General features: G+C 63.4%; 27 protein-coding genes and 1 tRNA gene. 15 read left to right on the forward strand and 13 right to left on the reverse strand.

Annotated elements, in window-relative coordinates:
• Nucleotides 1-209: 209 nt before the first annotated feature.
• The 8 genes from rpmH to yihA all read left to right on the forward strand — a co-directional run bounded on the left by rpmH (nucleotide 210) and on the right by yihA (nucleotide 7194).
• Nucleotides 210-344, forward strand: a complete 135-nt coding sequence (rpmH, locus tag B6V75_RS06670) for a 50S ribosomal protein L34 (protein WP_075776231.1) — start codon at nucleotides 210-212, stop codon at nucleotides 342-344.
• Nucleotides 345-474: 130 nt separating this feature from the next.
• On the forward strand, nucleotides 475-903 hold the full coding sequence (gene rnpA / locus B6V75_RS06675) for a ribonuclease P protein component (protein ID WP_088719097.1): 429 nt from the start codon (nucleotides 475-477) through the stop codon (nucleotides 901-903).
• On the forward strand, nucleotides 900-1190 hold the full coding sequence (gene yidD, locus B6V75_RS06680; RefSeq protein ID WP_075776232.1) for a membrane protein insertion efficiency factor YidD: 291 nt from the start codon (nucleotides 900-902) through the stop codon (nucleotides 1188-1190). Before rnpA ends, yidD begins: the two co-directional genes overlap by 4 nt.
• Nucleotides 1183-2064, forward strand: a complete 882-nt coding sequence (gene ttcA, locus B6V75_RS06685; RefSeq protein ID WP_088719098.1) for a tRNA 2-thiocytidine(32) synthetase TtcA — start codon at nucleotides 1183-1185, stop codon at nucleotides 2062-2064. The genes yidD and ttcA overlap by 8 nt, the downstream gene beginning before the upstream one ends.
• Before the next feature lie 81 nt (nucleotides 2065-2145).
• The gene (locus B6V75_RS06690; protein WP_088719099.1) at nucleotides 2146-3765 is read left to right on the forward strand and encodes a GGDEF domain-containing protein; all 1620 of its coding nucleotides are present in this window, start codon (nucleotides 2146-2148) and stop codon (nucleotides 3763-3765) included.
• Nucleotides 3766-3932: 167 nt separating this feature from the next.
• On the forward strand, nucleotides 3933-5780 hold the full coding sequence (gene yidC, locus B6V75_RS06695; RefSeq protein ID WP_088719100.1) for a membrane protein insertase YidC: 1848 nt from the start codon (nucleotides 3933-3935) through the stop codon (nucleotides 5778-5780).
• Nucleotides 5777-6544 (forward strand): MOSC N-terminal beta barrel domain-containing protein, encoded by a 768-nt coding sequence (locus tag B6V75_RS06700; protein WP_088719101.1) that lies wholly within the window; start codon nucleotides 5777-5779, stop codon nucleotides 6542-6544. Before yidC ends, B6V75_RS06700 begins: the two co-directional genes overlap by 4 nt.
• Entirely contained in the window at nucleotides 6544-7194 is a 651-nt protein-coding gene (yihA, locus tag B6V75_RS06705; protein ID WP_075776237.1) for a ribosome biogenesis GTP-binding protein YihA/YsxC, read from the forward strand. Before B6V75_RS06700 ends, yihA begins: the two co-directional genes overlap by 1 nt.
• A 21-nt stretch (nucleotides 7195-7215) precedes the next feature.
• On the opposite strand, the gene argF is transcribed toward yihA, so the two are convergent.
• From argF to B6V75_RS06720, 3 genes are all read right to left on the reverse strand, one after another.
• Nucleotides 7216-8142, reverse strand: coding sequence for an ornithine carbamoyltransferase (gene argF, locus B6V75_RS06710; protein WP_088719102.1), 927 nt, complete (start codon nucleotides 8140-8142; stop codon nucleotides 7216-7218).
• Between the two features lie 88 nt (nucleotides 8143-8230).
• The gene (locus tag B6V75_RS06715) at nucleotides 8231-9409 is read right to left on the reverse strand and encodes an aspartate aminotransferase family protein (protein WP_088719103.1); all 1179 of its coding nucleotides are present in this window, start codon (nucleotides 9407-9409) and stop codon (nucleotides 8231-8233) included.
• A 222-nt stretch (nucleotides 9410-9631) separates the two neighbouring features.
• Entirely contained in the window at nucleotides 9632-10378 is a 747-nt protein-coding gene (locus B6V75_RS06720) for a ZIP family metal transporter (protein WP_088719409.1), read from the reverse strand.
• Nucleotides 10379-10532: 154 nt separating this feature from the next.
• Here B6V75_RS06720 and B6V75_RS06725 point away from each other — a divergent pair, with 154 nt between their 5' ends.
• A complete protein-coding gene (locus B6V75_RS06725; RefSeq protein ID WP_088719104.1) occupies nucleotides 10533-11696 on the forward strand; it encodes an alpha-hydroxy acid oxidase in 1164 nt (387 codons plus the stop codon).
• Here B6V75_RS06725 and B6V75_RS06730 read toward each other — a convergent pair.
• Nucleotides 11687-12565 (reverse strand): helix-turn-helix domain-containing GNAT family N-acetyltransferase, encoded by an 879-nt coding sequence (locus tag B6V75_RS06730; protein ID WP_088719105.1) that lies wholly within the window; start codon nucleotides 12563-12565, stop codon nucleotides 11687-11689. The two genes, B6V75_RS06725 and B6V75_RS06730, sit on opposite strands and share 10 nt — an antisense overlap.
• A gap of 203 nt (nucleotides 12566-12768) precedes the next feature.
• On the opposite strand from B6V75_RS06730, the gene B6V75_RS06735 reads away from it, so the two are divergent.
• From B6V75_RS06735 to pth, 3 genes are all read left to right on the forward strand, one after another.
• Nucleotides 12769-13404 carry a 50S ribosomal protein L25/general stress protein Ctc gene (locus B6V75_RS06735; RefSeq protein WP_078539807.1) on the forward strand — a complete coding sequence of 212 codons (636 nt, stop codon included), beginning with the start codon at nucleotides 12769-12771 and terminating at the stop codon, nucleotides 13402-13404.
• Nucleotides 13405-13593: 189 nt separating this feature from the next.
• Nucleotides 13594-13884 carry a hypothetical protein gene (locus B6V75_RS06740; RefSeq protein WP_088719106.1) on the forward strand — a complete coding sequence of 97 codons (291 nt, stop codon included), beginning with the start codon at nucleotides 13594-13596 and terminating at the stop codon, nucleotides 13882-13884.
• An 87-nt stretch (nucleotides 13885-13971) separates the two neighbouring features.
• Complete coding sequence (pth, locus tag B6V75_RS06745) at nucleotides 13972-14670, forward strand: aminoacyl-tRNA hydrolase (RefSeq protein WP_088719107.1); 699 nt, start codon at nucleotides 13972-13974, stop codon at nucleotides 14668-14670.
• On the opposite strand, the gene B6V75_RS06750 is transcribed toward pth, so the two are convergent.
• Entirely contained in the window at nucleotides 14671-15105 is a 435-nt protein-coding gene (locus tag B6V75_RS06750) for a VOC family protein (protein ID WP_088719108.1), read from the reverse strand.
• Between the two features lie 154 nt (nucleotides 15106-15259).
• On the opposite strand from B6V75_RS06750, the gene thyX reads away from it, so the two are divergent.
• From thyX to B6V75_RS06760, 3 genes are all read left to right on the forward strand, one after another.
• Nucleotides 15260-16174 (forward strand): FAD-dependent thymidylate synthase, encoded by a 915-nt coding sequence (thyX, locus tag B6V75_RS06755; RefSeq protein WP_075776246.1) that lies wholly within the window; start codon nucleotides 15260-15262, stop codon nucleotides 16172-16174.
• A 3-nt stretch (nucleotides 16175-16177) separates the two neighbouring features.
• A complete protein-coding gene (locus B6V75_RS18420; protein ID WP_143597869.1) occupies nucleotides 16178-16858 on the forward strand; it encodes a hypothetical protein in 681 nt (226 codons plus the stop codon).
• A 128-nt stretch (nucleotides 16859-16986) separates the two neighbouring features.
• Entirely contained in the window at nucleotides 16987-17400 is a 414-nt protein-coding gene (locus B6V75_RS06760; RefSeq protein ID WP_088719109.1) for a DUF1810 domain-containing protein, read from the forward strand.
• Here B6V75_RS06760 and B6V75_RS06765 read toward each other — a convergent pair.
• The 8 genes from B6V75_RS06765 to B6V75_RS06800 form a co-directional block, all read right to left on the reverse strand.
• Nucleotides 17389-18300 (reverse strand): ABC transporter permease, encoded by a 912-nt coding sequence (locus B6V75_RS06765; protein WP_075776248.1) that lies wholly within the window; start codon nucleotides 18298-18300, stop codon nucleotides 17389-17391. The two genes, B6V75_RS06760 and B6V75_RS06765, sit on opposite strands and share 12 nt — an antisense overlap.
• A 12-nt stretch (nucleotides 18301-18312) precedes the next feature.
• On the reverse strand, nucleotides 18313-19593 hold the full coding sequence (locus B6V75_RS06770; protein WP_088719110.1) for an ABC transporter permease: 1281 nt from the start codon (nucleotides 19591-19593) through the stop codon (nucleotides 18313-18315).
• A gap of 17 nt (nucleotides 19594-19610) precedes the next feature.
• Nucleotides 19611-20102: a DUF2314 domain-containing protein gene (locus tag B6V75_RS06775; RefSeq protein WP_168174449.1), complete on the reverse strand. Its 492-nt coding sequence runs from the start codon at nucleotides 20100-20102 to the stop codon at nucleotides 19611-19613.
• Nucleotides 20103-20168: 66 nt separating this feature from the next.
• Nucleotides 20169-21245 (reverse strand): ABC transporter substrate-binding protein, encoded by a 1077-nt coding sequence (locus tag B6V75_RS06780; RefSeq protein WP_075776251.1) that lies wholly within the window; start codon nucleotides 21243-21245, stop codon nucleotides 20169-20171.
• Nucleotides 21246-21359: 114 nt separating this feature from the next.
• A complete protein-coding gene (locus B6V75_RS06785; protein ID WP_088719112.1) occupies nucleotides 21360-22460 on the reverse strand; it encodes an ABC transporter ATP-binding protein in 1101 nt (366 codons plus the stop codon).
• A gap of 445 nt (nucleotides 22461-22905) precedes the next feature.
• Nucleotides 22906-23142 (reverse strand): Hint domain-containing protein, encoded by a 237-nt coding sequence (locus B6V75_RS18930; RefSeq protein ID WP_088719410.1) that lies wholly within the window; start codon nucleotides 23140-23142, stop codon nucleotides 22906-22908.
• 472 nt (nucleotides 23143-23614) lie between these two features.
• Nucleotides 23615-23701, reverse strand: a tRNA-Leu gene (locus B6V75_RS06795).
• 142 nt (nucleotides 23702-23843) lie between these two features.
• Nucleotides 23844-25508, reverse strand: coding sequence for a peptidoglycan-binding domain-containing protein (locus B6V75_RS06800; protein ID WP_088719113.1), 1665 nt, complete (start codon nucleotides 25506-25508; stop codon nucleotides 23844-23846).
• Between the last annotated feature and the right edge of the window lie 156 nt (nucleotides 25509-25664).

Raw genomic sequence — 25664 nt, forward strand, 5'->3', positions numbered from 1 at the left:
GCGCGTCAGCCGCTCTTTGTGCACAAGATAGGTGGCTCGCACGAAAGGCAAAACCCCGTGAGCGGTCACGATCCATGCGAAGCGACCGGAAAAGCCGGAAAAACCCGCTTTCGCGAATTGACTTGCCGGGGAGAGGTCACTAAAGAGCGGCTTCGAAATGCTATCTGGCCCTCGAATCCTGTTTCTGGGCCCGAACCGGAGTGAAAACGATGAAACGCACGTTCCAGCCGTCGAACCTCGTTCGCGCCCGTCGCCACGGCTTCCGCAGCCGCATGGCCACGAAGGGTGGACGCCGGGTTCTCAACGCCCGTCGCGCGAAGGGCCGTAAGCGTCTGTCGGCTTAAGGCCGTTACAGCCGCGACTGGCTTTTGACGCCGCCGGATGCTTTTCGCAGGTCGGGCCCTCGGGTCGGATCGGTGAAAAGACCGGCGGCTTCGCTATTTTGCGCGCCGTTTATTCGCCGGAGGTCCCCTGATGGCCGCCATACGCTCAGATGATCCGACTCGCCCGACCGCGGTTCTGCGGCAGCGGGCGGATTTCCTGAAAGCGGCCTCGGCGCAGCGTAAGGGGATGCCCGGCTTTCTGCTGCAGGCGCGCAAACGCCGCGAAGACGAGCCCATCGCCCCCGATCTTATCCGCGTGGGTTTCACCTGCTCGAAGAAGCTCGGCAATGCGGTGGCGCGCAATCGCGCGAAACGGCGTCTGCGCGAAATCGCCCGCGCCGTTCTGCCTAAGGCCGGTCGGCCGGGCTGGGACTATGTTCTGGTCGGGCGCCCCGAGGCGACCGCAACGCGCGACTTCGCCGCCATGCTGGCCGAATTCGAGACCGTGCTCACGATCATTCACGATTTGCCGATCACCCCGCCGCGGCCGCGCAAACCCAAGGGGAGCAAACGCAAATGAGCCCCCTCGCCCGAATCCTCGCCCTGCCGGTTCATGCTTATCGCTTGCTGCTCAGCCCCTGGATGGGGCACGGCTGCCGCTACCAGCCGACTTGCTCGGTCTATGCGCTCGAAGCGCTCGAGAGGCACGGCGCACTGAAGGGGGGATGGCTTGCCGGGAAACGGCTCCTCAGCTGCCACCCCTGGGGCGGGCATGGCTACGACCCGGTGCCTGGCGCCGATCCCGAACATGACGCCGCCCATCGTTGCGCCCATGCGCATGACGCGAAGGACACTCCAGATGCTTGATGACGAAGACAGCCCGATCCATCCGCTTTTCGCAGGAGCGCCCTCGACGACCGAGTTCAAGAAACTGCGCAAGCGCATCGTGCGCGAAACCCGCGAGGCGATCGAGAAATACGGCATGATCGAACGCGGTCAACGCTGGCTGGTCTGCCTGTCGGGCGGCAAGGACAGCTACACGCTGCTGGCCGTGCTGCACGAGCTGCAATGGCGCGGGCTGCTGCCGGTGGAGCTGCTGGCCTGCAATCTCGATCAGGGCCAGCCGGGCTTCCCCGCGACCGTGCTTCCGGAATTCCTCGAGAAGATGGGCGTGCCGCACCGGATCGAATATCAGGACACCTATTCGATCGTGATGGACAAGGTCCCGCAGGGCCGCACCTATTGCGCGCTTTGCTCGCGGCTGCGGCGCGGCAACCTCTATCGCATCGCGCGCGAGGAAGGCTGCTCGGCCGTCGTGCTGGGTCATCACCGCGACGACATTCTCGAGACTTTCTTCATGAACCTGTTCCACGGCTCGCGCCTCGCGACGATGCCGCCCAAACTGCTGAATGAGGAAGGCGATCTCTTCGTCTATCGACCGCTCGCCTTCGTCGCGGAGGAAGATTGCGAGAAATTCGCCCGCGCGATGGACTATCCGATCATCCCTTGCGATCTCTGCGGCTCTCAGGACGGGCTGCAGCGCCAGCAGGTGAAGATGATGCTCGACGGCTGGGAGAAGAACGCCCCCGGCCGCCGCAACAAGATGTTCAAGGCGCTACTCAACGCGCGCCCCTCGCACCTGTGCGACCCCGCGATCTTCGATTTCGCGGGGCTCGAGCGGCGCGCGGAGAGTGAAGCGGATTTTAACGAAAACGTCCCGGTTTTGCGCGAGCGCGATTAACCGGCTGAATACCAATTGCGCCTAACCTCGCCTGCGAAGGGGGCTCCTGAGGGGCCTGCATGTGCCACGGGGGTAGGTGTCATGGGAAAGGACGGGGGCAAGCGCGCCGCCCGCAAATCAGAGCTGCGCGCAAGATATCACGGCAAGCCGGGGCCGGTTCTGCTCCGTCGCGAGATGATCGCCTTCGTACCGGCCTGCGGGCTCGCCCTGCTTTGGGTGGGGCCCGAGGCGATGGTGTTGATCGGCCTTACCGCGCTTCTGGTGGGTTGGATGACCCGCCCCCTGCCTGTCCCGCTTGAGACTGACGAGGAAGGCTGCGACCCCGCTACCGGCCTGCCGCCGCCAAATGCCGCGATCTCCGAAATGGCCGCATCCCTGCAGGACGCGCGGGCGCGCAATCGCCCGACCGGCTGCCTGATCCTCGGCCTCGACGCGCCGGAGCAGGCGCTCCGGCGCCTGCCGGCCAGGGACTTCGACCTGCTGCTGCGCCGGATCGGCGAGCGGCTTCAGGGGCAGCTGCGCAGCGGCGACGTAGTCACCCGATGGGAGGGTGCCCGTTTCGCGGTCCTGCTGCGCCCGACGCCACGCCTCGGGCTCGAGGGCATGATCCAGCTTTGCGGGCGCCTGCAGGAAGCGGTAAGCGAGCCTTACTCGATCGCGGCACAGACCGAACAGATCACCATGCATATCGGCTTTCACCTCGTGGGCCGGAGTGATGCGTCCCCTGCCCATCGCGAGGACGCCGCCACGCTGGCCAAGGCCGAAGCGCACGCCCATGCGGAGGCGGAGGCGGCACTGTCGCGCGCCGAAACCGCCGCCGAGCGCGCGATGCGCAGCGGCCCCGGCGCGATCCGCTCCTCCCCTTCCAACAAGATCGTCATGAAAGAGCCGGGCCCGCACCCGCTATCCGCCAGCGTGGGGGAGGCACTGGAGGCCGGGCATATAAAGGCGTTCTTCCTGCCGCAGATATCCACCGATACCGGGGACATCGTGGGATTTCAGGCAATCCCGCGCTGGCTTCACGCGCAGCGCGGGATCCTGACCGAAAGCGAGATTCTTCCCGCGATCGAAGCTGCAGGGCTCGGCGCGCGCTTCTCCGAGGTGATGCTCTACGCGGCCTTCGGTGCGCTGCGCGACATCTCGCGCGACGGCAGCGACTTCGGCCCGGCCTCGCTGCCATTCCTGCACGGACAGATGGGCGACCCGAGACTGGCCGAGCGGCTGGCCTGGGAATTCGACCGGTTCGAGATCGCCCCGAACCGGCTGCGGCTGATCGTCCCGCAGGCGATGGTGGCGCGGCTCGACGATCCGGTTTGCTGTCGCACCCTGCACGAAATCAAACGCCTCGGCTGCCTGATCGAACTGGCGGGGTTCGGCTCCGGCCCCGTCTCGGCAGAAACGATCCACCGGCTCGGACCGCAGCGGCTGCGCATCCATCGCTCGCTCACCGCACAGATCGACCACAACACCGAACACCAGCGCCTGACCGCCGCGATCGTATCGATGGCCGAAGGTCTGGGGCTGAAAACGCTCGCCGAAGGGGTGCCGGGTATCGCCGAGCACGCGATGCTGTGCCAGCTGGGCTGCTCAGCGGTGCAAGGCCCGGCGATCGCCGCCCCGATGCCGATCAGCGAATTTCTCGATTGGGCAGAACGGCACCGCACCAAGCTCGCCGCGACGCCGCAAATCGGCCGGCGTTGAGCGGCCCCGCAGACCGCGCTCCGCCGCCGCGCGCCCGGCATCGTGACCAAGCACGCAGAGGCAAACCGTGCCCGATCGATCGTTTCAAGGGAAAATGGCTTGACCTTTGGCTGCCCCTTCTGTTGAACCCATGCAAGTTTTCGACAGGCTTGTGGACTTAGGGTTTCATGGACAACCAAAACAAGAATCTCATTCTCGCGGTGGTACTCTCCGCAGTCGTGCTGGGCGTCTGGACCTATTTCTTCCCGCCCACGCAGGACACGACGACCCCGCCGAGCGAGGTGACCACGCAACAGGCCGCGACGCCCGAAAGCACTGATATCGCACCGAAGTCTGCGGCCGACACCACCGGCGCGCCGGTCGATACGGCGACCATGTCGCAAACCGCGAGCGCCCAAGCCCAAAGCGCCGCGCGCATCGCGATCGACACCCCGGCGGTCGAGGGTTCGATCTCGACTCTCGGCGGGCGCTTCGACGACCTGTCGCTCAAGAAATACAAGGAAACGCTGGCGAAAGATTCGCCCGACGTGCGTCTCCTCTCGCCCATCAGCGGCAATACCGACAATTCGACCCTGCCCTATTACGTCGTCTATGGCTGGCTGCCCGCGGGCGGTCTGCCGGGCGACCAGGTGCCCGGCCCGAATACGGTCTGGACGCAGGTCGGCAACGGCAAACTCACGCCCGACACGCCTGTGACGCTTCAGTGGGACAACGGCCACGGCCTGACCTTCCAGCGCGAGATCTCGGTCGATGACAAGTATCTCTTCACGATCAAGCAGTCGGTGCAGAACGGTACCGACGCCGCCGTGAAGCTTGCCCCCTACGGGATCATCGCGCGTCACGGCATCCCCGAGGAGCGCCGCGTCTACGTGCTCCACGAAGGCCTCGTGGCGATGGATGACGGCAATCTCCAAGAGATCAAATACAAGAACATCACCAAGCTCGATAACAAGGGCGCCGAGGGTCAGGCCGAGATCAAGCAGGTGAAGGACGCCGGCTGGACGGGCTTTACCGACAAATACTGGCAGACCGTTCTGGCGCCGATCTCGGGCCCCTTCACCTCGGTGGTGAAATATTCGGGCGAGAAGTCCGACATCTACCAGACCGAGACCCGCCTGCCGGTGATCGACGTCGCGCCGGGCGCCAAGGGTGACGCGCAGACCCACCTCTTCGCCGGTGCGAAGGAATGGGAAACCCTGCGCGACTATCAGGACAATGTCCCGATCCCGAAATTCGTCGACTCGCTCGACTGGGGCTGGTTCTACTTCCTCACCAAGCCGATGTTCCGCCTCCTGCACTTCCTGCATGGCGCGATCGGCAACATGGGCTGGGCGATCATCGCGCTGACCTTCATCATCAAGCTGATCGTCTTCCCGCTGGCACGGAAGTCCTACATATCGATGGCGCGCATGAAAGAACTGCAGCCCGAGATGGAGAAGATGAAAGAGGCCGCTGGCGACGACCGCCAGAAGATGCAGCAGGGCATGATGGAGCTCTACAAGAAGCACAAGGTGAACCCCGCCGCGGGCTGTCTGCCGCTTCTGATCCAGATCCCGATCTTCTTCTCGCTCTATAAGGTGATCTACGTCACGATCGAACTGTATCACGCGCCGTGGATCGGCTGGATTCACGACCTATCGGCCCCCGATCCGACCTCGATCCTGAACCTGTTCGGCCTTCTGCCCTTCGCAGCGCCCGATCCGGGCTCGCCGCTCTTCATCCTGTCGCTCGGTATCCTGCCGATCCTGCTGGGTGTCTCGATGTGGTTCCAGCAGCGCCTGAACCCGGCGCCGACGGACAAGACTCAGGCGATGATCTTTGCGTGGATGCCGTGGGTCTTCATGTTCATGCTGGGCAGCTTCGCCTCGGGCCTCGTGCTCTACTGGATCACGAACAACACGATCACGTTCATCCAGCAGTACACGATCATGTCGATGCACGGGAAGCGGCCGGACCTGTTCGGCAATATCAAAGAGAGCTTCTCGCGGAAGAAACCCGCCGAAGAGAAGAAATGAGCGCAACGCTCTCTCGCATCTACCGACATCCGATCAAGTCGATCGGGGTAGAGGAACTGAAGGACGCGTCCCTTGAAGAGGGGCGCGTCTTGCCTTGCGACCGGGAGTGGGCGGTGCTGCATGAGCGCTCCAAGATCGGTGTCGATGCAGAGGGGCGCGCGGATAGCTGGGGCCAAAAGATCAACTTCGTGATCGGGCGTTCCGCGCCGGGCCTGATGGGGGTGACGTCGCGGATGCTCGAGAACGGACACATTCTGCTGGAGCACCCCGAGCAATGGCATCTCGAGATCGATCCCGAGCGTGAGCTCGACCAGCGCAAACTGTTGGAATGGCTGCGCCCGTTTTGGCCTGAGAGCGCGCCGCGCCCGACCGCGCTGGTACGCGGCCCCGACCGGGCTTTCACCGATGATCCCCTGCCCTATGTCTCGCTGATCGGGCAGGCTTCGCTCGACGATCTCTCGGCGCGCGTGGGCAAGCCCATCGACCGCCGCCGCTTCCGCGCCAATCTCTGGGTCGAGGGCTGGGAGCCCTTCGCCGAGATGGACCTGATCGGGAAAACGGTACGCGTGGGCGAGGCAGAGCTGCAACTGCGCGCCTGTATCGGGCGTTGTCGCGCGACGGACGCCAGTATCGAGACGGGCGAGCGCGACATCGACATGCTGGCAGAGCTGGAACGCCATTACGGGCATACTGACCTTGGCGTATTCTGCCTCGTCACAAAACAGGGCCGCATCGCGCGCGGCGACAAGATCGAGGTACTCTGATGGAGTTGAATTTCCCGCTGGCCGAAGAGCCCGACGATTTCGCGCGTGAGCGTGGGCGCAAGCTGTTCGCCGCCCCCGTCGATTTCCTCAAGGGCGTCGTCGCGATGAAGGGGCTACCACCCGCCGACCGCATTGAGGTTTGCTTCGCGGGACGATCCAATGTCGGCAAGTCAAGCCTGATCAACGCGCTCACGAACCGCCGCAACCTCGCGCGCGCATCGAACACGCCGGGCCGCACGCAGGAGATCAACTATTTCACCACGCAGGACGGACCCTATCTGGTCGACCTTCCGGGCTACGGCTTCGCGCAGGCCCCGGTCGCGGTGGTCGCGAAATGGCAGGCGTTGCTGAAGGATTACCTGTCGGGCCGCGCAACGCTGCGTCGCGCCTTCGTGCTGATCGACACGCGCCACGGCGTCAAAGCGGTGGACGAGGAGATCCTGACGCTGCTTGACCGCGCCGCCGTCCCATTTCAGGTCGTGATGACGAAGGCCGACAAGGTCAGCGCGAAAGATTGCGAAAAGGTGCTGGATCAGGTGCGTAAGGCGCTGGCCAAACACCCTGCCGCCTTCCCCGAGATCGTACTGACCTCGTCCGAAAAAGGCGAAGGGATCGAGACGCTGCGCGCGATCATCGCCGGGCTGGAGTGACCCCCTGCCCGGCTTCTGTCGTCACTTGCCGAGGCAGTAGCGCATCACCGCCTTTTGCGCGTGCAGACGGTTCTCTGCCTCGTCGAAGATCACCGAGGCTGGGCCGTCCATGACGCCGCTCGTCGCCTCGTCATTGCGGTGCGCGGGCAGGCAATGCATGAAAAGCGCGTCGGCCTTGGCGTGGCTCATCAGCTCCTCGTTGACCTGGTAGGGCCGCAGCTGGTTGTGGCGACGCTCCTTCGCGGATTCCGGATCATGCATCGACACCCAAGTGTCGGTGACAACCAGATCGGCGCCTTCGACCGCCTTGATCGGATCGCGCTCTATCGTGATCGGGTGGCCCGCCTTCTCGGCCAAGTCGAGCCACGCACGCTCGGGGTCGAGCGTTTCCGGCCCGGTGAAGGTCAGATCGAAGCCGAACTGCGCCGCGGCATGGGCGAAGCTGGCGAAGACGTTGTTGCCGTCGCCCGACCAGACCACCTTCTTTCCCGCGATCGGCCCGCGCTTCTCTTCATAGGTCATAACATCGGCCATGATCTGGCAGGGATGAGTGCGGTCGGTCAGGCCGTTGATCACCGGCACCGAGGCATATTCGGCCATCTCGAGCAGTGTTTCCTCCTCGAAGGTCCGGATCATGATCAGATCGACGTAGCGCGACAAAACCCGGGCGGTATCGGCAATGGTCTCGCCATGGCCCAGCTGCATATCCGCGCCCGAGAGCACCATCGATTGCCCGCCCATCTGACGCACGCCGACATCGAAGCTGACGCGGGTCCGGGTCGAGGGCTTCTCGAAGATCAGAGCGACCATGTGACCGGCGAGCGGCTGCTCGTCATCGGGCGCGCCTTTCGGGCGACCGTTGCGGGCCTGCTTCATCGCGATGCCCTGGTCGATCATGGACCGCAGCGCGGCGGGGTCGGTTTTGTGGATATCGAGGAAATGGTTCATCGGTTTGTCTTTCGTGGAGGGGCCTGAGGGGCTGTCCGCCCCGCTGCGCTCCCGCGCAGCCCCCGAGGATATTTACGCCAAGAGGAAGTCAGGCGGCCTTTTCGAGTTGCGACGCGGCGGCATCGAGCCGGGTCACCGCCTCGGCCAGATCGGCCTCGGAAATGTTCAGCGCGGGCAGCAGGCGCAGCACGTTATCCGCCGCCGGGACGGTCAGCAGGTGCTGGTCATAGGCGGCGGCCACGAGATCGGCCGGCGCGCGCTTGCATTTGAGCCCCAGCATCAGTCCGGTGCCGCGCACGCTTTCGAACGTGTCGGGATGCGCCGCGATCAGCCCTTCGAGCTTCTGGCGCAGGAAACCTGCCTTGGCGTTCACCTGGTCGAGGAAAGCGGCCTCGGAGACGATCTCCATCACCTTGGCGCCGACCGCGCAGCCCAGCGGGTTACCGCCATAGGTCGAGCCATGCGTGCCCGCGACCATGCCGGAGGCGGCGTCTTCGGTGGCCAGAACAGCACCCAGCGGGAAGCCCCCGCCGATGCCCTTCGCGACCATCATGATATCGGGCGTGACGCCTGCCCATTCATGCGCGAACAGCCGGCCAGAGCGGCCCACGCCGCATTGCACCTCGTCGAAGATCAGGAGCGCGCCGGTCTCGTCGCAGAGATCGCGCAGCCCTTTCAGGCATTGATCGGGCACCGGGCGGATACCGCCTTCGCCCTGGATCGGCTCAATCAGGATGGCGGCGGTCTTGTCGGTGACGGCAGCCTTGAGCGCCTCGTGATCGCCCCAGGGAAGCTGGGTGAAGCCGGGCAGCAGCGGGCCGAAGCCCTTCACCATCTTTTCCGATTTCGGCGTGGCCGAGATCGCACCGGTGGAGCGGCCGTGGAAGGCGCCCTCGAAGGTGATGATCTCCACCCGGTCCTCGCCTTTCGAGGACCAGTATTTCCGCGCCATCTTGATCGCGAGTTCCGCAGCCTCGGTGCCGGAATTGGTGAAGAAGACCGTATCGGCGAAGGTCTTCTCGACCAGCGCATCGGCCAGCGCCTGCTGTTGCGGGATCTGGTAGAGATTCGAGACGTGCCAAAGCTTCGCGGCCTGCTCGGTCAGTGCCTCGACCAGTTCCGGCGCGGCATGACCCAGCGCATTCACCGCGATCCCAGCGCCCATATCGAGATATCGGTTCCCATCCGCCGTCTCGAGCCAGGAACCGTCGCCCTTAACGAAGGCGAGCGGTGCGCGATTATAGGTCGGCAGGACGGAGGGGATCATCGGGGTCAAGCTCCAGTAAGGGAAGGCAAATTCGTGCAACAGTCCCGGGGGGCTGTCAACATTCGGGGGCCTTCGGTCAGCGATTTGGGATTGGGTGTGGCGGCAGGCCACGGCAGATCGGACGTCAGGCGCTTCAGCGGCGACGTCGGGGACGGGAAATATATGCGGTCCTTGCGATCATGCATGGCGCTTACGCTGGGGCAGCACGGAAGTAAAGAGGGATCAGCCAAGCGTCACGTCGAGGAACATCATCAGGATCAGGCCGAAGAGTAGCCCGGCGGTCGCGCGGTTCTGGTGCCCGTTGCGGTGGGTTTCGGGCAGGATCTCGTGGCTGATGATGTATAGCATGGCACCCGCTGCAAAGGTCAGCCCCCATGGCAGCAGTGCGCCGGAGACCGACACGGCAGCTGCGCCGACCAGCGCGCCCACGGGTTCGACCGCCCCGGTCATCGCGGTGACGAAGAAGGCCTTCCGCCGAGAATAGCCCTGCCCGATCAGCGCGACGGCCACGGCGAGGCCTTCCGGGATGTCTTGCAGCGAGATGCCAGTCATAACCGAGAAGCCGTTCTCGTTGCCCGCGCCGAAAGCGACGCCGATCGACAGACCTTCGGGAAAGTTGTGAATGGTGATCGCGATCACGAAGAGCCAGATCCGCGCCAGTTGCGCCGCATCGGCACCCTCACGGCCGGAGGTGAAATGCTCGTGCGGCAGGGTCGCGTTCAGCCAGGCCACGAAGCCCGCGCCGATGGCGATCCCGATCGCGGCGATGGCGGCGGCGACCCAGACAGAGCCGAACATGGTCTCTGCCACGTCGATCCCCGGCAGGATCAGCGAGAAATACGACGCCGAGAGCATCACGCCCGCCGCAAAGCCCAGCATCGTATCGGCGGTGCGCTGGCTCATCGAGCGACCCAGGAGCGCCGGGATCGCCCCGGCGGCTGTCGCGACGCCCGCCACCATGCCGCCCATCAGGCCGAGCCATACCTCGTTCACGGCGCTCTCCTTTTCGTGTTCTCCCGGCGAGATGGGAACGGATCGGGCATGATTGCAAGCCTTGCGATGGGCGATTGCGCAAATTTCGCGCGATTGGTAAGGAAACTTAACCACGGAGAGAGGAACCCCCATGACCGTCATCACCTCCATCGCCGATCTGAAACGTCTGCATAAGCGCCGCACGCCGAAGATGTTCTACGATTACGCGGAAAGCGGCTCGTATACCGAGCAGACCTTCCGCGAGAATACCGAGGATTTCGCGCAAATCCGGCTCAACCAGCGGATCGCGCGGGACATGACGGGGCGCTCGACGAAATCGACGATGCTGGGCCAGGACGTCGCGATGCCGGTGGCGCTGGCGCCGGTCGGGATGACGGGGATGCAGCGCGCGGATGGCGAGATCAAGGCGGCGCGCGCGGCGGAGAAGTTCGGCGTACCCTACACGCTGTCGACGATGTCGATCTGCTCGATCGAGGACGTGGCCGAGAATGTCAGCCAGCCCTTCTGGTTCCAGATTTATACCCTGACCGACGACGACTATAACAAGCGCGTGCTGGATCGGGCACGGGCCGCGGGCTGCTCCGCGCTGGTCATCACGGTCGATCTGCAGCTGCTGGGGCAGCGGCACAAGGACCTTAAGAACGGCCTGACGGCGCCGCCGAAATTCACCCCCGCCGTGCTGGCCGATCTCGCCACGAAATGGCGCTGGGGCATCGAGATGCTGCAGACCAAGCGGCGCTTCTTCGGCAATATCGTTGGCCATGTGGAGAGCGCCGCCGATCCCGCCTCGCTGGCAAGTTGGACGGCGGAAAAATTCGATCAGTCGCTCAACTGGGACCGGATCAAGCAGCTCATGGACATGTGGGGCGGCAAGGTGATCCTGAAGGGAATCCTGAGCGAAGAAGATGCCGAGATGGCGGCCGCCACAGGAGCCGATGCGATCGTGGTCTCGAACCATGGCGGGCGTCAGCTCGACGGGGCGCTCAGCTCGATCCGGATGCTGCCGAAGATCGTCAACGCAGTCGGCGACAAGACTGAAGTCTGGCTCGACAGCGGTATCCGCTCTGGGCAGGACGTGCTCAAGGCGCTGGCGCTTGGCGCGAAGGGCGTGATGATCGGGCGCGCCTATGTCTACGGTCTGGGCGCGATGGGCGAGCCGGGCGTAACCAAGGCGCTCGAGGTCATCCAAAAAGAGCTGGACACATCGATGGCTCTGTGTGGCAAGCGCCGGATCGCGGATCTGGGCCGGGACGATCTGCTGATCCCGAACGGGTTCTTCGACACTTATTCCTGAGCGAGCAGGCGTTTCTCGAAGAACCGGTCCGGGTAGGGATCGTTGTTGTAACGCGGGATCTCGTGCCAGCCGAAGCGCTGGTACATTGCGATCGCTTCGGGCAGCGCTGAATTCGTGTCGAGCCGCAGGCGCAGGTGGCCCAGTTCGCGGGCCGAGACTTCGAGCGCGGTCATTAGCTGCCGCGCCAACCCCAAGCCGCGTGCGGCGGGGGCAATCCAGACGCGTTTCACCTCGGCATAGTCCGCCCCGCCCTTCAGGGCTGCGCAGCCCAGCGGCAATCCGTCGGATAAGGCGATCAGGAACGTGCCATGGGGCGGACGCATCTCGGCGGCCTCGGGGTCTTTCGACAGGCTCACGTCGAAGCCCCCGTCGAACCGGGCAGAGAGTTCCGCATAATATTTGGCCAGACAGGACTGCGCGCGCGGATCGAGTGGGTCGCAGGGCACAATCTCGATCTCGCTGCGCGTCAACGACGTCGCGATCAGGTCCATCGCCCCCAGCAGCGCGGCGTGATCGGGATGGCGAGACAGGATATCCGCCGCCTGCGCATCGGAGAGCCGTTCATATTCCGCGAATTCCGCCTGGCCCGCGTCGGTGAGCCGCGCGATGCGGCGCCGCCCGTCCTCGGGATCGTCCTCCATCACGATCAATCCCTCGCCCTCCAGCCCGCGTAACAGGCGGCTCATCTGCCCGGAATCGAGGGCCAATGCCTCGCGCAGTTTCGCGACATCCCCCTGCCCGCGCCCGATCAGGTTGAGCACCCGCGCAGAACCAAGCGGGCGGCCACGCCCCAGGAAAGACGAGTTGAGCGCCCCGAGCTGTCGGGTGACGGCCCGGTTGAACCGGCGTATACGTGCGATAGAATCCATGGAAATACCTGACTGAAGTCCGGAATATTTTCTGACTTTAGTCAGGTACCAGGCTGTGGCAACCCCAGTTTCCGTCCCCTCCCGGTTTCCGTAACGTCGTCGGTTTCCACTTGCCATCCCGGCCAATCCCGAGTATTCGCGCGGCTTCATGGGCCCGACACCCTTGGAGGCGGCCCATCACTTTGACAAATTGGAGACCAGTTATGGCAAAAGAGATCGAAACGATCGAAGCCGTGGCGCGTACGGGGACGGGCAAGGGGGCCGCTCGGCAAGCGCGTCGTGAGGGCCTCGTGCCCGGTATCGTCTATGGCGACGGCAAGGACCCGGTTGCAATCAACCTCGACTACAACCGCCTGATCACCCGCCTGCGCAAAGGCCGCTTCATGTCCACCCTCTTCAACCTGAAGATGGAAGGCCAGGAAGACGTCCGCGTGATCTGCCGCGGCGTTCAGAAAGACGTCGTAAAGGACCTGCCGACCCATGTCGACTTCATGCGCACCCACCGCAACTCGCGCATCTCGCTCTTCGTGCATGTCGAGTTCATCAACCACGAGAAGGCGCCCGGCCTGAAGCGCGGCGGCACCCTCGTCGCGGTGCGCCCGGAAGTCGAACTCAACGTTCTCGCCGGCGATATCCCCGAGCAGATCGTGGTCGACCTCGAAGGCAAGCAGATCGGCGACACCATCCACATCTCCGACGTGGACCTGCCGAAAGGCGCCAAGCCCACCATCGAGCGTGACTTCGTGATCGCGAACGTCGCCCCGCCGAAAGGCTTCGGTGGCGGTTCCTCCGACGAGGACGAGGGCGAAGAAGCCAGCGAAGAAGCGACCGAAGAGTAATTCTTCTTCCGATGAGATTTTCGAGACGGGGCCTTTCGGGGCCCCGTTTTTCTTTGCGCGGCGCTTGATTCCCCGGATGCGCGGCAAACCGCCAACCAAACGCGTTCACATCTATGTGATCTCGAATTTCCTCGCCTTTTGCGCGAAACGCTATAGCCTCAAAGTTAATACAACCTAAAGGCTAGTCACATGCTGGAGCTATTCGCACTCGTTCTTGCAGCATTCGTGGTACTACCGCCTAGAATGCTCAACGCAATTAGCCGCGCCCTCTATACGGTGCTGGGTCCGGTCCTGCGACCGTTCCGCATCTTTACGGCCCGACGACTCCCGCGCAACGGGTATGAGGAAATCGCGAAGTGCAATATCGAAGAGACCAGCGAACGCCTCTTCGATGAGTTTGCCCTTCCCGACACTCAAGAGCGACCGATCGTCGTCGGCTCATCGGGACGCCCGGCCTACGTCGAACACCGCGCCGCCTGAACGCGACGACCCCCTTTCCCCTTCGCGCGCGCTCACTTATCCCGGAGTGAGCAGAGCCTCGACACCGTCGTTCGAAAGGGGAGACGCATGCAACTCTGGGTGGGCCTGGGAAATCCGGGCGCGAAATACGCGAACAACCGTCACAATATCGGCTTCATGGCGCTCGACCGGATCGCCGAGGATCACGGCTTCGCCCCGTGGCGCGGCAAGTTTCAGGGTCAGGTGAGTGAGGGCCGTTTCGGCTCAACCCGCGTTGTGCTGCTGAAACCCGAGACCTTCATGAACCTTTCCGGCCAGTCCGTGCGCGCGGCCGCCGATTTCTACAAGGTCGACGTCTCCGACATCACCGTCTTCCATGACGAGCTGGACCTCGCCCCCGGCAAGTGCCGCCTAAAGCAGGGCGGCGGCCATGCGGGGCATAACGGGCTGCGCTCGATCCATCAGCATATGGGGCCCGACTACGCGCGGGTTCGGCTGGGGATCGGCCATCCGGGACATAAGGACCGTGTGGCGGGCTATGTGCTCAACGATTTTCCGAAGGCGGAGCAGGAGATGCTCGACGATCTGCTGCGCGGGATTTCGGACGGGGCGCCTGCGCTGGCGGCGGGCGACGGGTCGAAATTCCTCAATGCGGTGAGCCTGCGGGTTGCGCCGCCGCGCTCTTCGACCGGGACCAGGGCACCCACGAAGGCCGACACCCCTGCCCCGCAAAACGCCCCGCAAAAGAAAGAGGCCACGGAAACTCGCAGCCCCTTCGACAAGCTCAAGGATCACTTTCGCAAGTAATCACCAGCTGCCGGTGTTTTCCATGCTGGCCCAGGGTTCCTGGATCGGCAGCGGCTCCCCCATCTGCAGCAGCTCGACCGAGATATTGTCGGGCGAGCGCACGAAGGCCATGTGACCGTCGCGCGGCGGACGGTTGATCGTCACGCCGTTGTCCATCAGGTGCTGGCACATCTCGTAGATGTTCTCGACGCGGTAGGCGAGGTGGCCGAAATGGCGGCTGTCCGAGGGCAGCCCGCTATCGCCGTCCCAGTTCCAGGTCAGCTCGACATCCGCCGTGCCGTCGTCCTGATCGGGCGGGCACATGAAGACCAGCGTGAAGCGGCCCTTGTCGTTTTCGATGCGGTTGCGTTCCTTGAGCCCCAGAAGCTCGTAGAAGGCTTTCGATTTCTCGAGGTCGAGCACGCGGACCATCGTGTGCAGATATTCGATTTTCATGAACAGGCTTCCTTGGAACTGATTGCGGTTAACCGGAGGATAGCTCCTGACGCGGCCGCGGCAAGCACCCCGGCTTATCCACAGGATATGGCGGTTCCTAGAGCCGCCCATCGCAGATATAGTGGAGGTCGATTCGAGACATCCGGAGGACATCATGGCGCTCACCCCCGAACAACAAGCCGAGATCGACGCACAGCGCGCCGAGACGCAAATGACCGCGCGGGCGGTTTCGCCGGGGATGGAGAAGCGGCTCTATACAGCCCATGAAGTGCTCGATCACGGGGTGGTCCGGGTCATCGACTACATGGGCGACGACAACGCGATCGTGCAGGCGGCGCGCGTCTCCTATGGCCGGGGCACCAAGACGGTGAACAGCGACGCGGGCCTGATCCGCTACCTGATGCGGCACTGGCATTCGACCCCGTTCGAGATGTGCGAGGTCAAGTTCCACGTCAAACTTCCGGTCTTCGTGGCGCGCCAGTGGATCCGCCACCGCACCGCGAACGTCAACGAATACTCCGCGCGCTATTCGATCCTCGACCGCGAGTTCTACATCCCCGAGGCCAGCCAGCTCGCCGCGCAATCGAGCCAGAACCATCAGGGCCGCGGTCAGGTTCTCGAAGGCGCCGAGGCCGCCCGCGTGCTCGACATCCTGCGCGACGACGCGATGCGCGCCTATGACCATTACGAGGACATGCTGACGCCCGACGAGGATGCGGGCAAACAGGGCCTCGCCCGGGAACTGGCGCGGATGAACCTGCCGACCAATATCTACACGCAATGGTATTGGAAGGTGGACCTGCACAACCTCTTCCACTTCCTGCGCCTGCGCGCCGACAGCCACGCGCAATACGAGATCCGCGTCTATGCCGAGACCATGTGCGACATCGTGCGTGACTGGGTCCCCGCGGCCTATTCGGCCTTCGAGGATTATAGGTTGGGCGGGGTGAACCTGTCGGGCAAGGCGGTGGAGCTGCTCAAGCGCCGTCTTGCGGGCGAGGAGATCACGCAGGAGACGTCTGGCATGAGCAAAGGCGAGTGGCGGGAGTTTACGGAGGTTTGGGGGTAACGAGTGCTGAACGTTAGTTATGAACCGTCCACCGGTTTGCCTTACATAGCGCTTTTAGTGGAAGCGCTAAGATGGCTTTCTTGGCCGGTGGCGATCGTTGTCATTGCGTTTATTTTCCGTGAACCACTCAAAGGTTTGTTGCGAAATATCAAGCACCTAACCGTTGGAAACAATCGCGCAGAGTTTATTCCGCAGCAACGCGGGAACTCCGGTGCGCTAGACGATTCACTGCCCGGTGAACAACGGTCGAATAAGGTTTTACCAATCCTTGAGGAGAATTTGACGCCTGCACAGCGAGAAATAAGGGATAGCGTCAGAGAAGAACTTGAAGACCATCCAGAGCACGAACGTCTAGAAATTCTGATCGCGGCTGTGGCGAAAGAACGGTTGCTGAGACATTTTGCGTCCGCATACAGCAACATTTTTGGCAGTCAGATTCGAGCTCTTGAATTGCTCAACCAGCGCGGTGGGCAGATTTCTCTCGAAGAAGCGCGGAAGGAGTATGCAATACTCCAAAAGGAACTCACTGATCTCGCGTCTGTACCCTTCGAAGGTTACATCCGTTACTTGACTGATTTTCGTCTAGTCGACGTAGATGCAGAATGTATTCGCCTAACTCCTATTGGCCGAGACTTCGTAATCTGGCTGAATGCAATTGGCGCAAATAAAGACAAGCCGCTCTAGCAGGTTTTCTTCGCCCGGCCCCTAGGCCGGGCCGCGCCCGACCCGCCCCCAGGGCGGGCGCGATTGCGCCCACCCTCGGATCGGTCGCGGCCCTCCTCGCGATGTCCAGAGCGTGCTAGGCTCATCCCATGACCCAACGCTTCCACGCCCCCCAAGCCCGCGACTATCCGACCGCGTTGCGCGAGCTCCGCCAAGGTCGCAAGACTAGCCATTGGATCTGGTGGATCTTCCCGCAACTGGCCTCGCTCGGGCGGTCGCCCCGAGCGGTGGAATACGGGATCGCGGATCTGGCCGAGGCGCGAGCCTATCTTGCCGATCCGGTGTTGCGGGCGCGGCTGGTAGAGGCCTCCGAGGCGGTGCTCGCCCATGCGGACACGCCCATCGAGGAGATCATGGGGCCGGTCGATGCGCTGAAGCTGCGCTCCTGCGCGACGCTGTTCGAGGCCGCCTCAAAGAAAAAGGAGCCGGTGTTCACCCGGCTCCTTGAGACGTTTTATGAGGGCGAGCGCTGCCCGCTGACGCTTGACGCCTTAGCCAGGTGACATCCCACGCAGGCGCTCGGAGCGGCGGCGCAGCAGCTCGACGGTGGTCAGCAGCGCGATCGACACGAAGACGAGGATCGTCGCCACCGCAAGGATCGCGGGGCTGATCTGCTCGCGGATACCGTTCCACATCTGACGCGGGATCGTCTGCTGGTCGTAGCCTGCCACGAAGAGCACCACGACGACTTCGTCGAAGGAGGTAACGAAGGCGAACAGCGCACCCGAGACCACGCCCGGCAGGATCAGCGGCATCACGATCTTGAAGAAGGTCGTGCGCGGATCCGCGCCGAGGTTCTGCGCCGCGCGGGTCAGCGAGTGATCGAAGCCCACCAGCGTCGCGGTCACGGTGATGATCACGAAGGGGATGCCCAAGGTCGCGTGGGCCATGATGATGCCCGGATAGGAATGCGCGAGCCCGGTCTTCGAGTAGAAGAAGAACAGCCCCGTCGCGGTGATGATGATCGGCACGATCATCGGCGAGATCAGCACCGCCATGATGGCACGGCGGAACGGCATCTCGGGGCGCGACAGGCCGAGGGCGGCCAGCGTGCCCAGCACCGTCGCGAGGATCGTCGAGAAGAAGCCGATGATGATCGAGTTCTTCGCCACGTCGATCCAGGTCGAATGCTGCCAGGCATCCATCCACCACGACCAGCTGCGCTCGACCTGCGGCTCCTGCATCCCGAAGGTCAGCAGCATGTCATACCAGCGCATCGAATAGCCGGAGGGGTCGAAGCTCAGCATCTTCTCGGTGAAGGTGAAGTAAGGCTCCGCGTTGAAGGAAAGCGGAATGATCACCACGATCGGCGCGATCAGGAAGAAGAAGATCAGGCCACAGATCACGAGATAGGCGTAGTGCCAGGTTCTCTCGAGCGGGCTTGCATATGCGGGAACGGCCATCTGTGTTTCTCCTCAGCCCAGCTTCATGTTGTCGATGCCCACCAGCCGGTCATAGAGCCAGTAGAGGATGATGACGCCGCCCAGCAGCATCGAGGCGAGTGCTGCCGCGAGCGACCAGTTGAGCGATTTCTGCATATGGAACGCGATCATGTTCGAGATCAGCTGACCGTCTGCACCACCGACAAGGGCGGGGGTGATGTAGTAGCCGACCGAGAGGATGAACACTAGAAGCGCCCCTGCCCCGATCCCCGGCAGCGTCTGCGGCAGGTAGATGCGGCGGAAAGCGGTCCACGAGGTGGCCCCAAGGCTGCGGGCCGCGCGGACATAGCTCGGCGGGATGGTCCGCATGACCGAATAGAGCGGCAGCACCATGAAGGGCAGCAGGATGTGGGTCATCGCAACGATCGTGCCGGTCTGGTTATACATCATCTCCAGCCGGTTATCGTTGCCGATCAGGCCCGACCAGACGAGCAGATCGTTGATCACGCCCTGCTGCTGCAAGAGCACCATCCACGAGGTCGTCCGCACCAGCAGCGAGGTCCAGAAGGGCAGCAGCACGAAGATCATCAGAAGATTGGATTTCGCCAGCGGCAGCGAGGCCAGAAGATGCGCGATCGGGAAGGCGAGGATCATGCACAGCACGGTGATCACCAGAGACAGGATCGCGGTTCGGGTGAACAGCTTGCCGTAGATCGCGCGCTGCGGATCGACCGGCACGATATTGTTGTCCTTGTCGCGGCTGTGATCCATCGCGGCGAGGTAGAAATCCACCGTATAGGGGCTCGAGGCAGAGCGCATCGCCCGCCACAGGTTCGGATCGCTCCACCCCTCGTCCACGCCGAGGATGGCCTCTTTCCATGGCGGCTCGAGACGCTCGATCTTGCGCGCGGTCGAGGTGAAGAGCGAGCGCGTGCCCGCGACGTCATAGTTGATCCGCGTCCCCGCCTCGCCCTGCGTCCGGTTTTCCTTCATCTGCTTGAGGTCCGAGGCGAGCGCCGCATAGGCGCTCTCGTCGATGGGCGAGCCCAGCGGATGCGCGTCGAACCATTGCCCAAGCGCCGGCGCATTCTTCGAGAAGCCGTCGTTATAGACCGATTGCAGCAGCATCTGCCCGATCGGGACCACGAAGGTGATCAGGACAAAAAGGAACAGAGGCGCGACCAGCAGGAAGGCGCGGCGTTTCGCGCGGGCCTGCGATTTCGCGAGGGCGACCTTCAGCGGCAGCCCGTCGGCGGTCTTCAACTGTGTTGGTTCAGGGCCGTTTAGGCTCGCATCCATCGTTGCGTCGCTCATCGTGTCTCCTTGGCCCCTCAGGGCAGCGGGGCGAGCTGTGCGCGCAGTTTCGCGGCTTGCTCGGCGGGAATATCGGGCAGCATCACCCGCGTCGTATAGTTACCGTGGAGCTTGCCTTCGCGTCGGAAGCTCCAGTCGGAAATCTGGTTCGGCGCGAAGGTAATCTCGTCTCCTGCATGCGCCTTGAAATGCACGGGCTCGTTCATCAACGTGCCGGTGATTTTCTGCGCGGAGATCGAAATCGGCGCGATCCAGATATGTTCGAGGCCATTGGCGGGGGTATCGATCCCTGCCTTGAGCATGAAACGCGAGCCGGACCGGGCGCGCACCGCGGGAATGAAGACGGTTTCATAAGTCGCGCGGGCTTGGCCGATCGCCATGTTCATCTGCGTATCGCCGGTCTCGTAGCCGACCACCGCATCTTCATCCGCTCGTGCGGGCAAGGTGACGGACAGCGACAGAAAAAAGCCGAGGCACAAGCTGGCCAGAGACGACCGGAAGGCTGACATCCACGGGGCTCCTGACATCGAACAGGTCGGGCCGCGCGGCGGAGTGCCGCGCGACCCTCGCAGGACTTAGCCAGCGAGCCAAGCGTTGAAGCGCTCGCTCAGTTCGGTGTCGTGGTCCGCCCAGAACTCCGAGTCATTGACCAGAGCGTTCGACATGTTCTCAGGCGCGGTGGGCATATGCGGGCCCATCTTGGTCTTGCCGTCCTGATACATGCCGACCAACGGAGCCGAGGACTTGCGCGCCGGACCGTAGGAGATCCACTTCGCCTGATTGGCGAGCTGCTGGGTCTCGGTCGCGAACTTCAAGTATTTCTTCGCGGCTTCCATATGCGGCGCCCCTTTCGGGATCACGAAGAAGTCGAAGTCCAGAAGCTGGCCGTCCCAGACGATCTTGAAGGGCTGGCCCTCGGCGACCTCGGCGTTGAAGATACGGCCGTTATAGGCGGTCGACATCACCACTTCGCCATCGGCCAGCAGCTGCGGCGGCTGCGCGCCGGCATCCCACCACACGACATCGCTCTTGATCTTGTCGAGCTCGGCGAAGGCCTTGTCGACGCCCTCGGGTGTGCCGAGCACCTTGTAGACGTCCGCGGCCGGAACGCCTGCGCCCATCAGCGCCACTTCGAGCGTGCCTTTCGCCGACTTGCGCAGCCCGCGCTTACCCGGGTATTTCGCGGTGTCGAAGAAATCGGCGATCGAGGTCGGCGTGCCGTCGACCTTGTCCGCATTGTAGGACATCACGGTCGACCACACGATGTTGGCGACGCCGCAATCGGTGAAGGAGCCGTCGATGAAGTCCTCGCTCGCTGGGGTGCCGTCGGGGGCGGCGGCGAGGTCGGTGTCGGGGTCGATCGGCTCGAGCAGACCTTCGTCGCACAGGCGGATCGCGTCGGACTTCTCGACGTCGGCCACGTCGACCGAGACGTTGTTCGCCTCGACCTGCGCCTTGATCGGGGTGCCGGGATTGTCGGCGGCTTCCATGTTCACGTCGATGCCGGTCGCCTCGGTGAAGGGCTTGTTATAGGCCTCGACCTGGCTCTTTTCGTAGGCCCCGCCCCAGGACAGGACAGTGACTTGCTCGGCCTGCGCCGCCCCGGCCACGAGGCCGACGAGCGCCGTGCTCAGGATCATAGCTTTTTTCATCTTGGTTTTACTCCCAGTTGGTTGAGCTTTTGTGGTTTTACGGCGTTTTCGCCGCTTGGCCGCGTGTTGCGGCAGATCGGAGCGTGCGGAGCTTGGTCCGCACACTCCGCATTCTCAGAGATCGAGCGCGCGCGCGTCCTGCGGGTGCCAGCCGATCTTGACCGTCTGGCCTTCCGTCAGTCGCACCTGATCGAGCGTGTTGCGCGATTTCATGACGAATTCCCGCGATCCCGCGACCTTCATCCGGGTGCGCAGTATGTCCCCCATGTAGATCACTTCGAGTACGTCCGCGGTGATCGTATGGGCGCCCGAAGGCATCATCTCGGGCTTGAATTCGACCCGCTCGGGGCGGATCGAGACCAGCGTCTCCTGCCCCGCCTCGCGGATGTTGACCGCCGTCGCGTCAATGATCTCGCCATTCTCGAGTCGCACCGTGCAGGTGTCGCCGTTCAGCGTCTCGACCTTGCCCGGAAGCTTGTTGTTCTCGCCGATGAACTGCGCGACGAAGCTGTTCTGCGGGCGCTCGTAGAGTTCATCCGGCGGTGCGAGCTGCTGGATGCGCCCGTCGTTGAACACAGCGACGCGGTCCGACATGGTCAGCGCCTCGCCCTGATCGTGGGTGACGTAAACCACGGTAATCCCGAGGCTTTCGTGCAGGTGCTTGATCTCGAACTGCATATGTTCGCGAAGCTGCTTGTCGAGCGCACCGAGCGGTTCGTCCATCAGGACCAGCTCGGGGTCGAACACCAGCGCGCGCGCCAGTGCGATCCGCTGCTGCTGACCGCCTGAAAGCTGCGCCGGACGGCGATGGATGAAGCTCCCCATCTGCACCATGTCCAGCGCACGCTTGATCTTGGTTTCGCGCTCATCCTTGCCCATGCCCCGCACCTCGAGCGGAAAGGCGAGATTCTCGCCTACGGTCATGTGAGGAAAGAGTGCGTAGTTCTGGAACACCATGCCGATGCCACGCTTGTGCGGAGGCACCATGTTGATGTTCTCGCCGTCGAGGCGTATCTCGCCATTCGTGGCGGTCTCGAAACCTGCAAGCATCATAAGGCAGGTCGTTTTTCCGGATCCAGACGGGCCGAGCATCGTTAGAAACTCACCCTTGCCGATCGAGAGATTGAGATCTTTCACGACGAGCGTTTCGCCGTCATAGCTCTTCTGCACGCGGTCGAATACGACGAATCCATCGCCGCTAGCTGCGTTGTTCAAAGCGGGCTCCCCGTTGTTTTTTGTCGTTGGTCATTTCCCGTGCATGTGACTAAAGCAAGGGCACTTCCGTTTTTCAACCCGGAAATCAAAAACCCGCGTCACAGGGCTATCACAGCACGGATTCGCCCGAAAAATTGCCGTTTTGCGTCACCTGTCGCGCAAGGAGCGACCAAGACTTGCATTTGGAGCGGCAAAATTGCCGCTGCGTCACCTTGGCCGGACACGCGGACCATAGACCGTATTGAGCGTCGCGCCGAGGAAATGGACCTGGGTCAGATCGGGTCGCGCGCGCAGCGGAGCGGCCAGGTCGAAGGAGGGCAGCGCAGGTAGCGCCAGCGGCCCGGTCCAGAAGCCTTCGACCCACGCGCCTTAGGCCTTGACCAAGGTGTGACGCGGCAGCAGCAGCCAGACGCAATGTTGCGCGTATAGGACGAGCGCCCGGCGATTACCGGACGCGCAGGGCTGCAGCCGGACCGGACGCAGCCGCGAATTGGCAGCGAGCTGCCCCGAACCGGCGGTGCGCGCACCATAGAACCGGCTGCGGCCCGTCATCCAGCGTGGTGACAAGGTCGCCCGGCTGCAGGCTCTTGACCCGGCGCGGACCGCGCGGCGTCGAGAGCCGGGTGCCTTTCGTGACGCACGGGGATTCCCATCGCGTAAAGCTGCGGCGACCCCGCCGGATCGAGTGGCGGAAACTATTCTATCCGCGTCGCCACCCGACTCGCGCAAAGACGCCCGCGGGGAGATCGCTCACGAGCGCGCCATTCGCGTCAATCTATGCCGAGACGATCCGAGGCCCCCGCGCTGCGTCCCCCCCTTCTCGACGCTCGTGACGATTCCGCCGAGCCGCTCGAAGCTGACCGTACAATTGGGGCTGATCGTGCTCTCGGGGATGACGATTCCGGTGATGTGGCAGGTCATGCGATCCTCGCTCAGCGTAAGCCGCTGTCGAGGAACAGGACCAGCAAGAGCACCTTCCGAGCGCTGAGCCGAGCGCACGGCGCCCGCAAAAGCGAACTAACCATCTGAAAGATAATGAAAAACCCCAGGAATCCGCCAAGCGGCGATGCACACGCATCTTCGACGTGTCACGGTGAACTTGATGTGGGGGATAACCCGCGTCGGGTCAGTCAGATCTCTCCTAGGGAGAGAGATGGTGCGGTCGAGAAGACTCGAACTTCCACGGGAGTTACCCCACAGCGACCTCAACGCTGCGCGTCTACCAATTCCGCCACGACCGCACTGTCTAGGCTTGGTGTGGCGCGTATTAGCCAAAGGCTTGGGGGATGAAAAGGGGGTATTTCGGGATTGGCGAGAATTTTTCTCATTCACGCTCTTGCCGTCGCGACAGGCCGGGCGGTCCCGGCCTGCGCAAGCGATAGGTTATTGCGGCGCCGCGGTTTCCACGAGCTCTGCCGCTTTCGCGGCAAAGCTTGGCAGGGCCATCGCGGGCTTCGGCGCCGACGACGCATCGGCGCGGCCGTTCATCATCAGGGCCGCCTTGCGGATGAGACCGCTACGCTCGGGCTGTGCGGGCGCGAAGACCGGCTGCGCCGAAAGCGCATTCTCGTACCAATCCATCGCGAGATCGGGGCGCTCGGCGGTGCCGATTCCCTGCATAAGGTGATGGCCGACAAGCTCGTCATAGGCTCCCTCGCCCAGACCACCCAGAACCAGCGCCGATCCCAGCGCCACCTCCATGTCGTCGGTGCGGTAGCCGACCGACAGGCAGACCTTCGCGGTGCCCGACAGCTGCGCCGGGCTCATGCCCGAACCGGCGATGAAGCTTTTCACCTTGGCAAGCGTCGCCTCGCGCGGGGTGCTGCCGATGGCGGCCACCTGCTCGGACAGAAGCGCCCCGAAATCGCGGCATTGCGCAGCGATCTGCTCGGGCGTGAAGCCACCGATCTTGGCCTCCAGCGCCGCACCTTCATCGAGCGCGTACCCGCGCGCGAGGCAGAACTGCTCGCCCAGAGCCTGCCCCGGATCGGTCAGCGAGGCCTCCGTGACGAAGCCGCCATTCGACGAGGTGATGAGACTGGTCTTCGAACAGAAAGACGCAAGCGACACCGGCACCGGTTCGGCAACCGGCGCGGGCGCAACGAAGGACGGCATCGCAGGCGCCGGCTGCGACGCCATCTGCGTCGAGAAAGACGGCGCAGCAGGGGCCGGAGCTGGCGCAGGTGCTGCAGCCGTGACCGGCGCGTTGTTCTGAACGTTCGCTCCAATCTTCTGACAGGCCCCCGCCTGACAGGTAAACATGGCAGGCGTCGCGTTATAGGCCTGGAAATCGTTGCGCGAGAAGCCGCTCGGCGTCGAGGCGAAGACCCGCACCGCGCAGCTCTTGTCGTTGCACCAGAAGCCCGGCCCCAGCACCGAGGTGTCGAGCAGGTAATCGGTTCGACCGTCATTGTTCAGATCGGCCAGCTGCACGAAGCCCGACCGCGCCATCAACTGCTGCGGTTCGACATTGGAGCTGCGCGCGATCTCGAACACGGCCTCGGAAATCTGCGGCGGCAAACCACCGATCGAGTTGCCGGCATAAGTCGCATCTCCGGTGCCCAGCATCTGGTCGCGCGTCTGCATCAGAAGCCCGCGCATCCCCTGCGGATGGGTCGAGATCGTCTGCGCAACCGCCGAACCGCCAAGGCTCGCCTTCTGATAGGCGGTGGTGAGGATGCTGCGCTGAATATCGGTCAGCTCACCCGTAATCGGGAAATCCATGAAAGCCTGGTATTGCGAGATACCCGCGCGCGAGTTGCGCCCCAGCACCCCGTCCGGTGTGCCGACATTCCATCCGAAGTGGTTGAGCGAGACCTGCACCTCGCGATTGGCCTCGCGCTGCGCCGACGACATGGTCGGCTTCTTGTAATAGGTGCGCTTGGTGACCGTACGCGGCTGGCGGTTGGCCTCGTTCACGATCGCGCCGCCGATGATCCCTCCGATCACCCCGCCGACGATATCCGAACCGCCCGCCAATGCTGGCGTGGCCGGTCCGCCCGTAGCGACGGCGAGCGCAAGACCCGCCAGAACGAACTTGTGTTTCATTCCTGAACCCTCCAATCAAATGACTTCCGGTCTTGCCTGTTGCCCCGCAAATTCCATGTTTCTGCACGACAGGACCGGTCGGAATGTGACCGGCGCGGGGGGTGCGCGACCTTACCAATAGGTAAAGTTTGCGCTCCGAATCGGTGATGTGGCAAG

It is taken from the genome of Thioclava sp. F1Mire-8, from assembly GCF_002213165.1.
Lineage (GTDB): Bacteria > Pseudomonadota > Alphaproteobacteria > Rhodobacterales > Rhodobacteraceae > Thioclava > Thioclava nitratireducens.

Bases quoted from the DNA above. Each gene is read 5' to 3' on its own strand.
- rpmH (WP_075776231.1), top strand. From the start codon at position 210: ATGAAACGCACGTTCCAGCCGTCGAACCTCGTTCGCGCCCGTCGCCAC.
- rnpA (WP_088719097.1), top strand. From the start codon at position 475: ATGGCCGCCATACGCTCAGATGATCCGACTCGCCCGACCGCGGTTCTG.
- yidD (WP_075776232.1), top strand. From the start codon at position 900: ATGAGCCCCCTCGCCCGAATCCTCGCCCTGCCGGTTCATGCTTATCGC.
- ttcA (WP_088719098.1), top strand. From the start codon at position 1,183: ATGCTTGATGACGAAGACAGCCCGATCCATCCGCTTTTCGCAGGAGCG.
- B6V75_RS06690 (WP_088719099.1), top strand. From the start codon at position 2,146: ATGGGAAAGGACGGGGGCAAGCGCGCCGCCCGCAAATCAGAGCTGCGC.
- yidC (WP_088719100.1), top strand. From the start codon at position 3,933: ATGGACAACCAAAACAAGAATCTCATTCTCGCGGTGGTACTCTCCGCA.
- B6V75_RS06700 (WP_088719101.1), top strand. From the start codon at position 5,777: ATGAGCGCAACGCTCTCTCGCATCTACCGACATCCGATCAAGTCGATC.
- yihA (WP_075776237.1), top strand. From the start codon at position 6,544: ATGGAGTTGAATTTCCCGCTGGCCGAAGAGCCCGACGATTTCGCGCGT.
- argF (WP_088719102.1), bottom strand. From the start codon at position 8,142: ATGAACCATTTCCTCGATATCCACAAAACCGACCCCGCCGCGCTGCGG.
- B6V75_RS06715 (WP_088719103.1), bottom strand. From the start codon at position 9,409: ATGATCCCCTCCGTCCTGCCGACCTATAATCGCGCACCGCTCGCCTTC.
- B6V75_RS06720 (WP_088719409.1), bottom strand. From the start codon at position 10,378: ATGGGCGGCATGGTGGCGGGCGTCGCGACAGCCGCCGGGGCGATCCCG.
- B6V75_RS06725 (WP_088719104.1), top strand. From the start codon at position 10,533: ATGACCGTCATCACCTCCATCGCCGATCTGAAACGTCTGCATAAGCGC.
- B6V75_RS06730 (WP_088719105.1), bottom strand. From the start codon at position 12,565: ATGGATTCTATCGCACGTATACGCCGGTTCAACCGGGCCGTCACCCGA.
- B6V75_RS06735 (WP_078539807.1), top strand. From the start codon at position 12,769: ATGGCAAAAGAGATCGAAACGATCGAAGCCGTGGCGCGTACGGGGACG.
- B6V75_RS06740 (WP_088719106.1), top strand. From the start codon at position 13,594: ATGCTGGAGCTATTCGCACTCGTTCTTGCAGCATTCGTGGTACTACCG.
- pth (WP_088719107.1), top strand. From the start codon at position 13,972: ATGCAACTCTGGGTGGGCCTGGGAAATCCGGGCGCGAAATACGCGAAC.
- B6V75_RS06750 (WP_088719108.1), bottom strand. From the start codon at position 15,105: ATGAAAATCGAATATCTGCACACGATGGTCCGCGTGCTCGACCTCGAG.
- thyX (WP_075776246.1), top strand. From the start codon at position 15,260: ATGGCGCTCACCCCCGAACAACAAGCCGAGATCGACGCACAGCGCGCC.
- B6V75_RS06760 (WP_088719109.1), top strand. From the start codon at position 16,987: ATGACCCAACGCTTCCACGCCCCCCAAGCCCGCGACTATCCGACCGCG.
- B6V75_RS06765 (WP_075776248.1), bottom strand. From the start codon at position 18,300: ATGGCCGTTCCCGCATATGCAAGCCCGCTCGAGAGAACCTGGCACTAC.
- B6V75_RS06770 (WP_088719110.1), bottom strand. From the start codon at position 19,593: ATGAGCGACGCAACGATGGATGCGAGCCTAAACGGCCCTGAACCAACA.
- B6V75_RS06775 (WP_168174449.1), bottom strand. From the start codon at position 20,102: ATGTCAGCCTTCCGGTCGTCTCTGGCCAGCTTGTGCCTCGGCTTTTTT.
- B6V75_RS06780 (WP_075776251.1), bottom strand. From the start codon at position 21,245: ATGAAAAAAGCTATGATCCTGAGCACGGCGCTCGTCGGCCTCGTGGCC.
- B6V75_RS06800 (WP_088719113.1), bottom strand. From the start codon at position 25,508: ATGAAACACAAGTTCGTTCTGGCGGGTCTTGCGCTCGCCGTCGCTACG.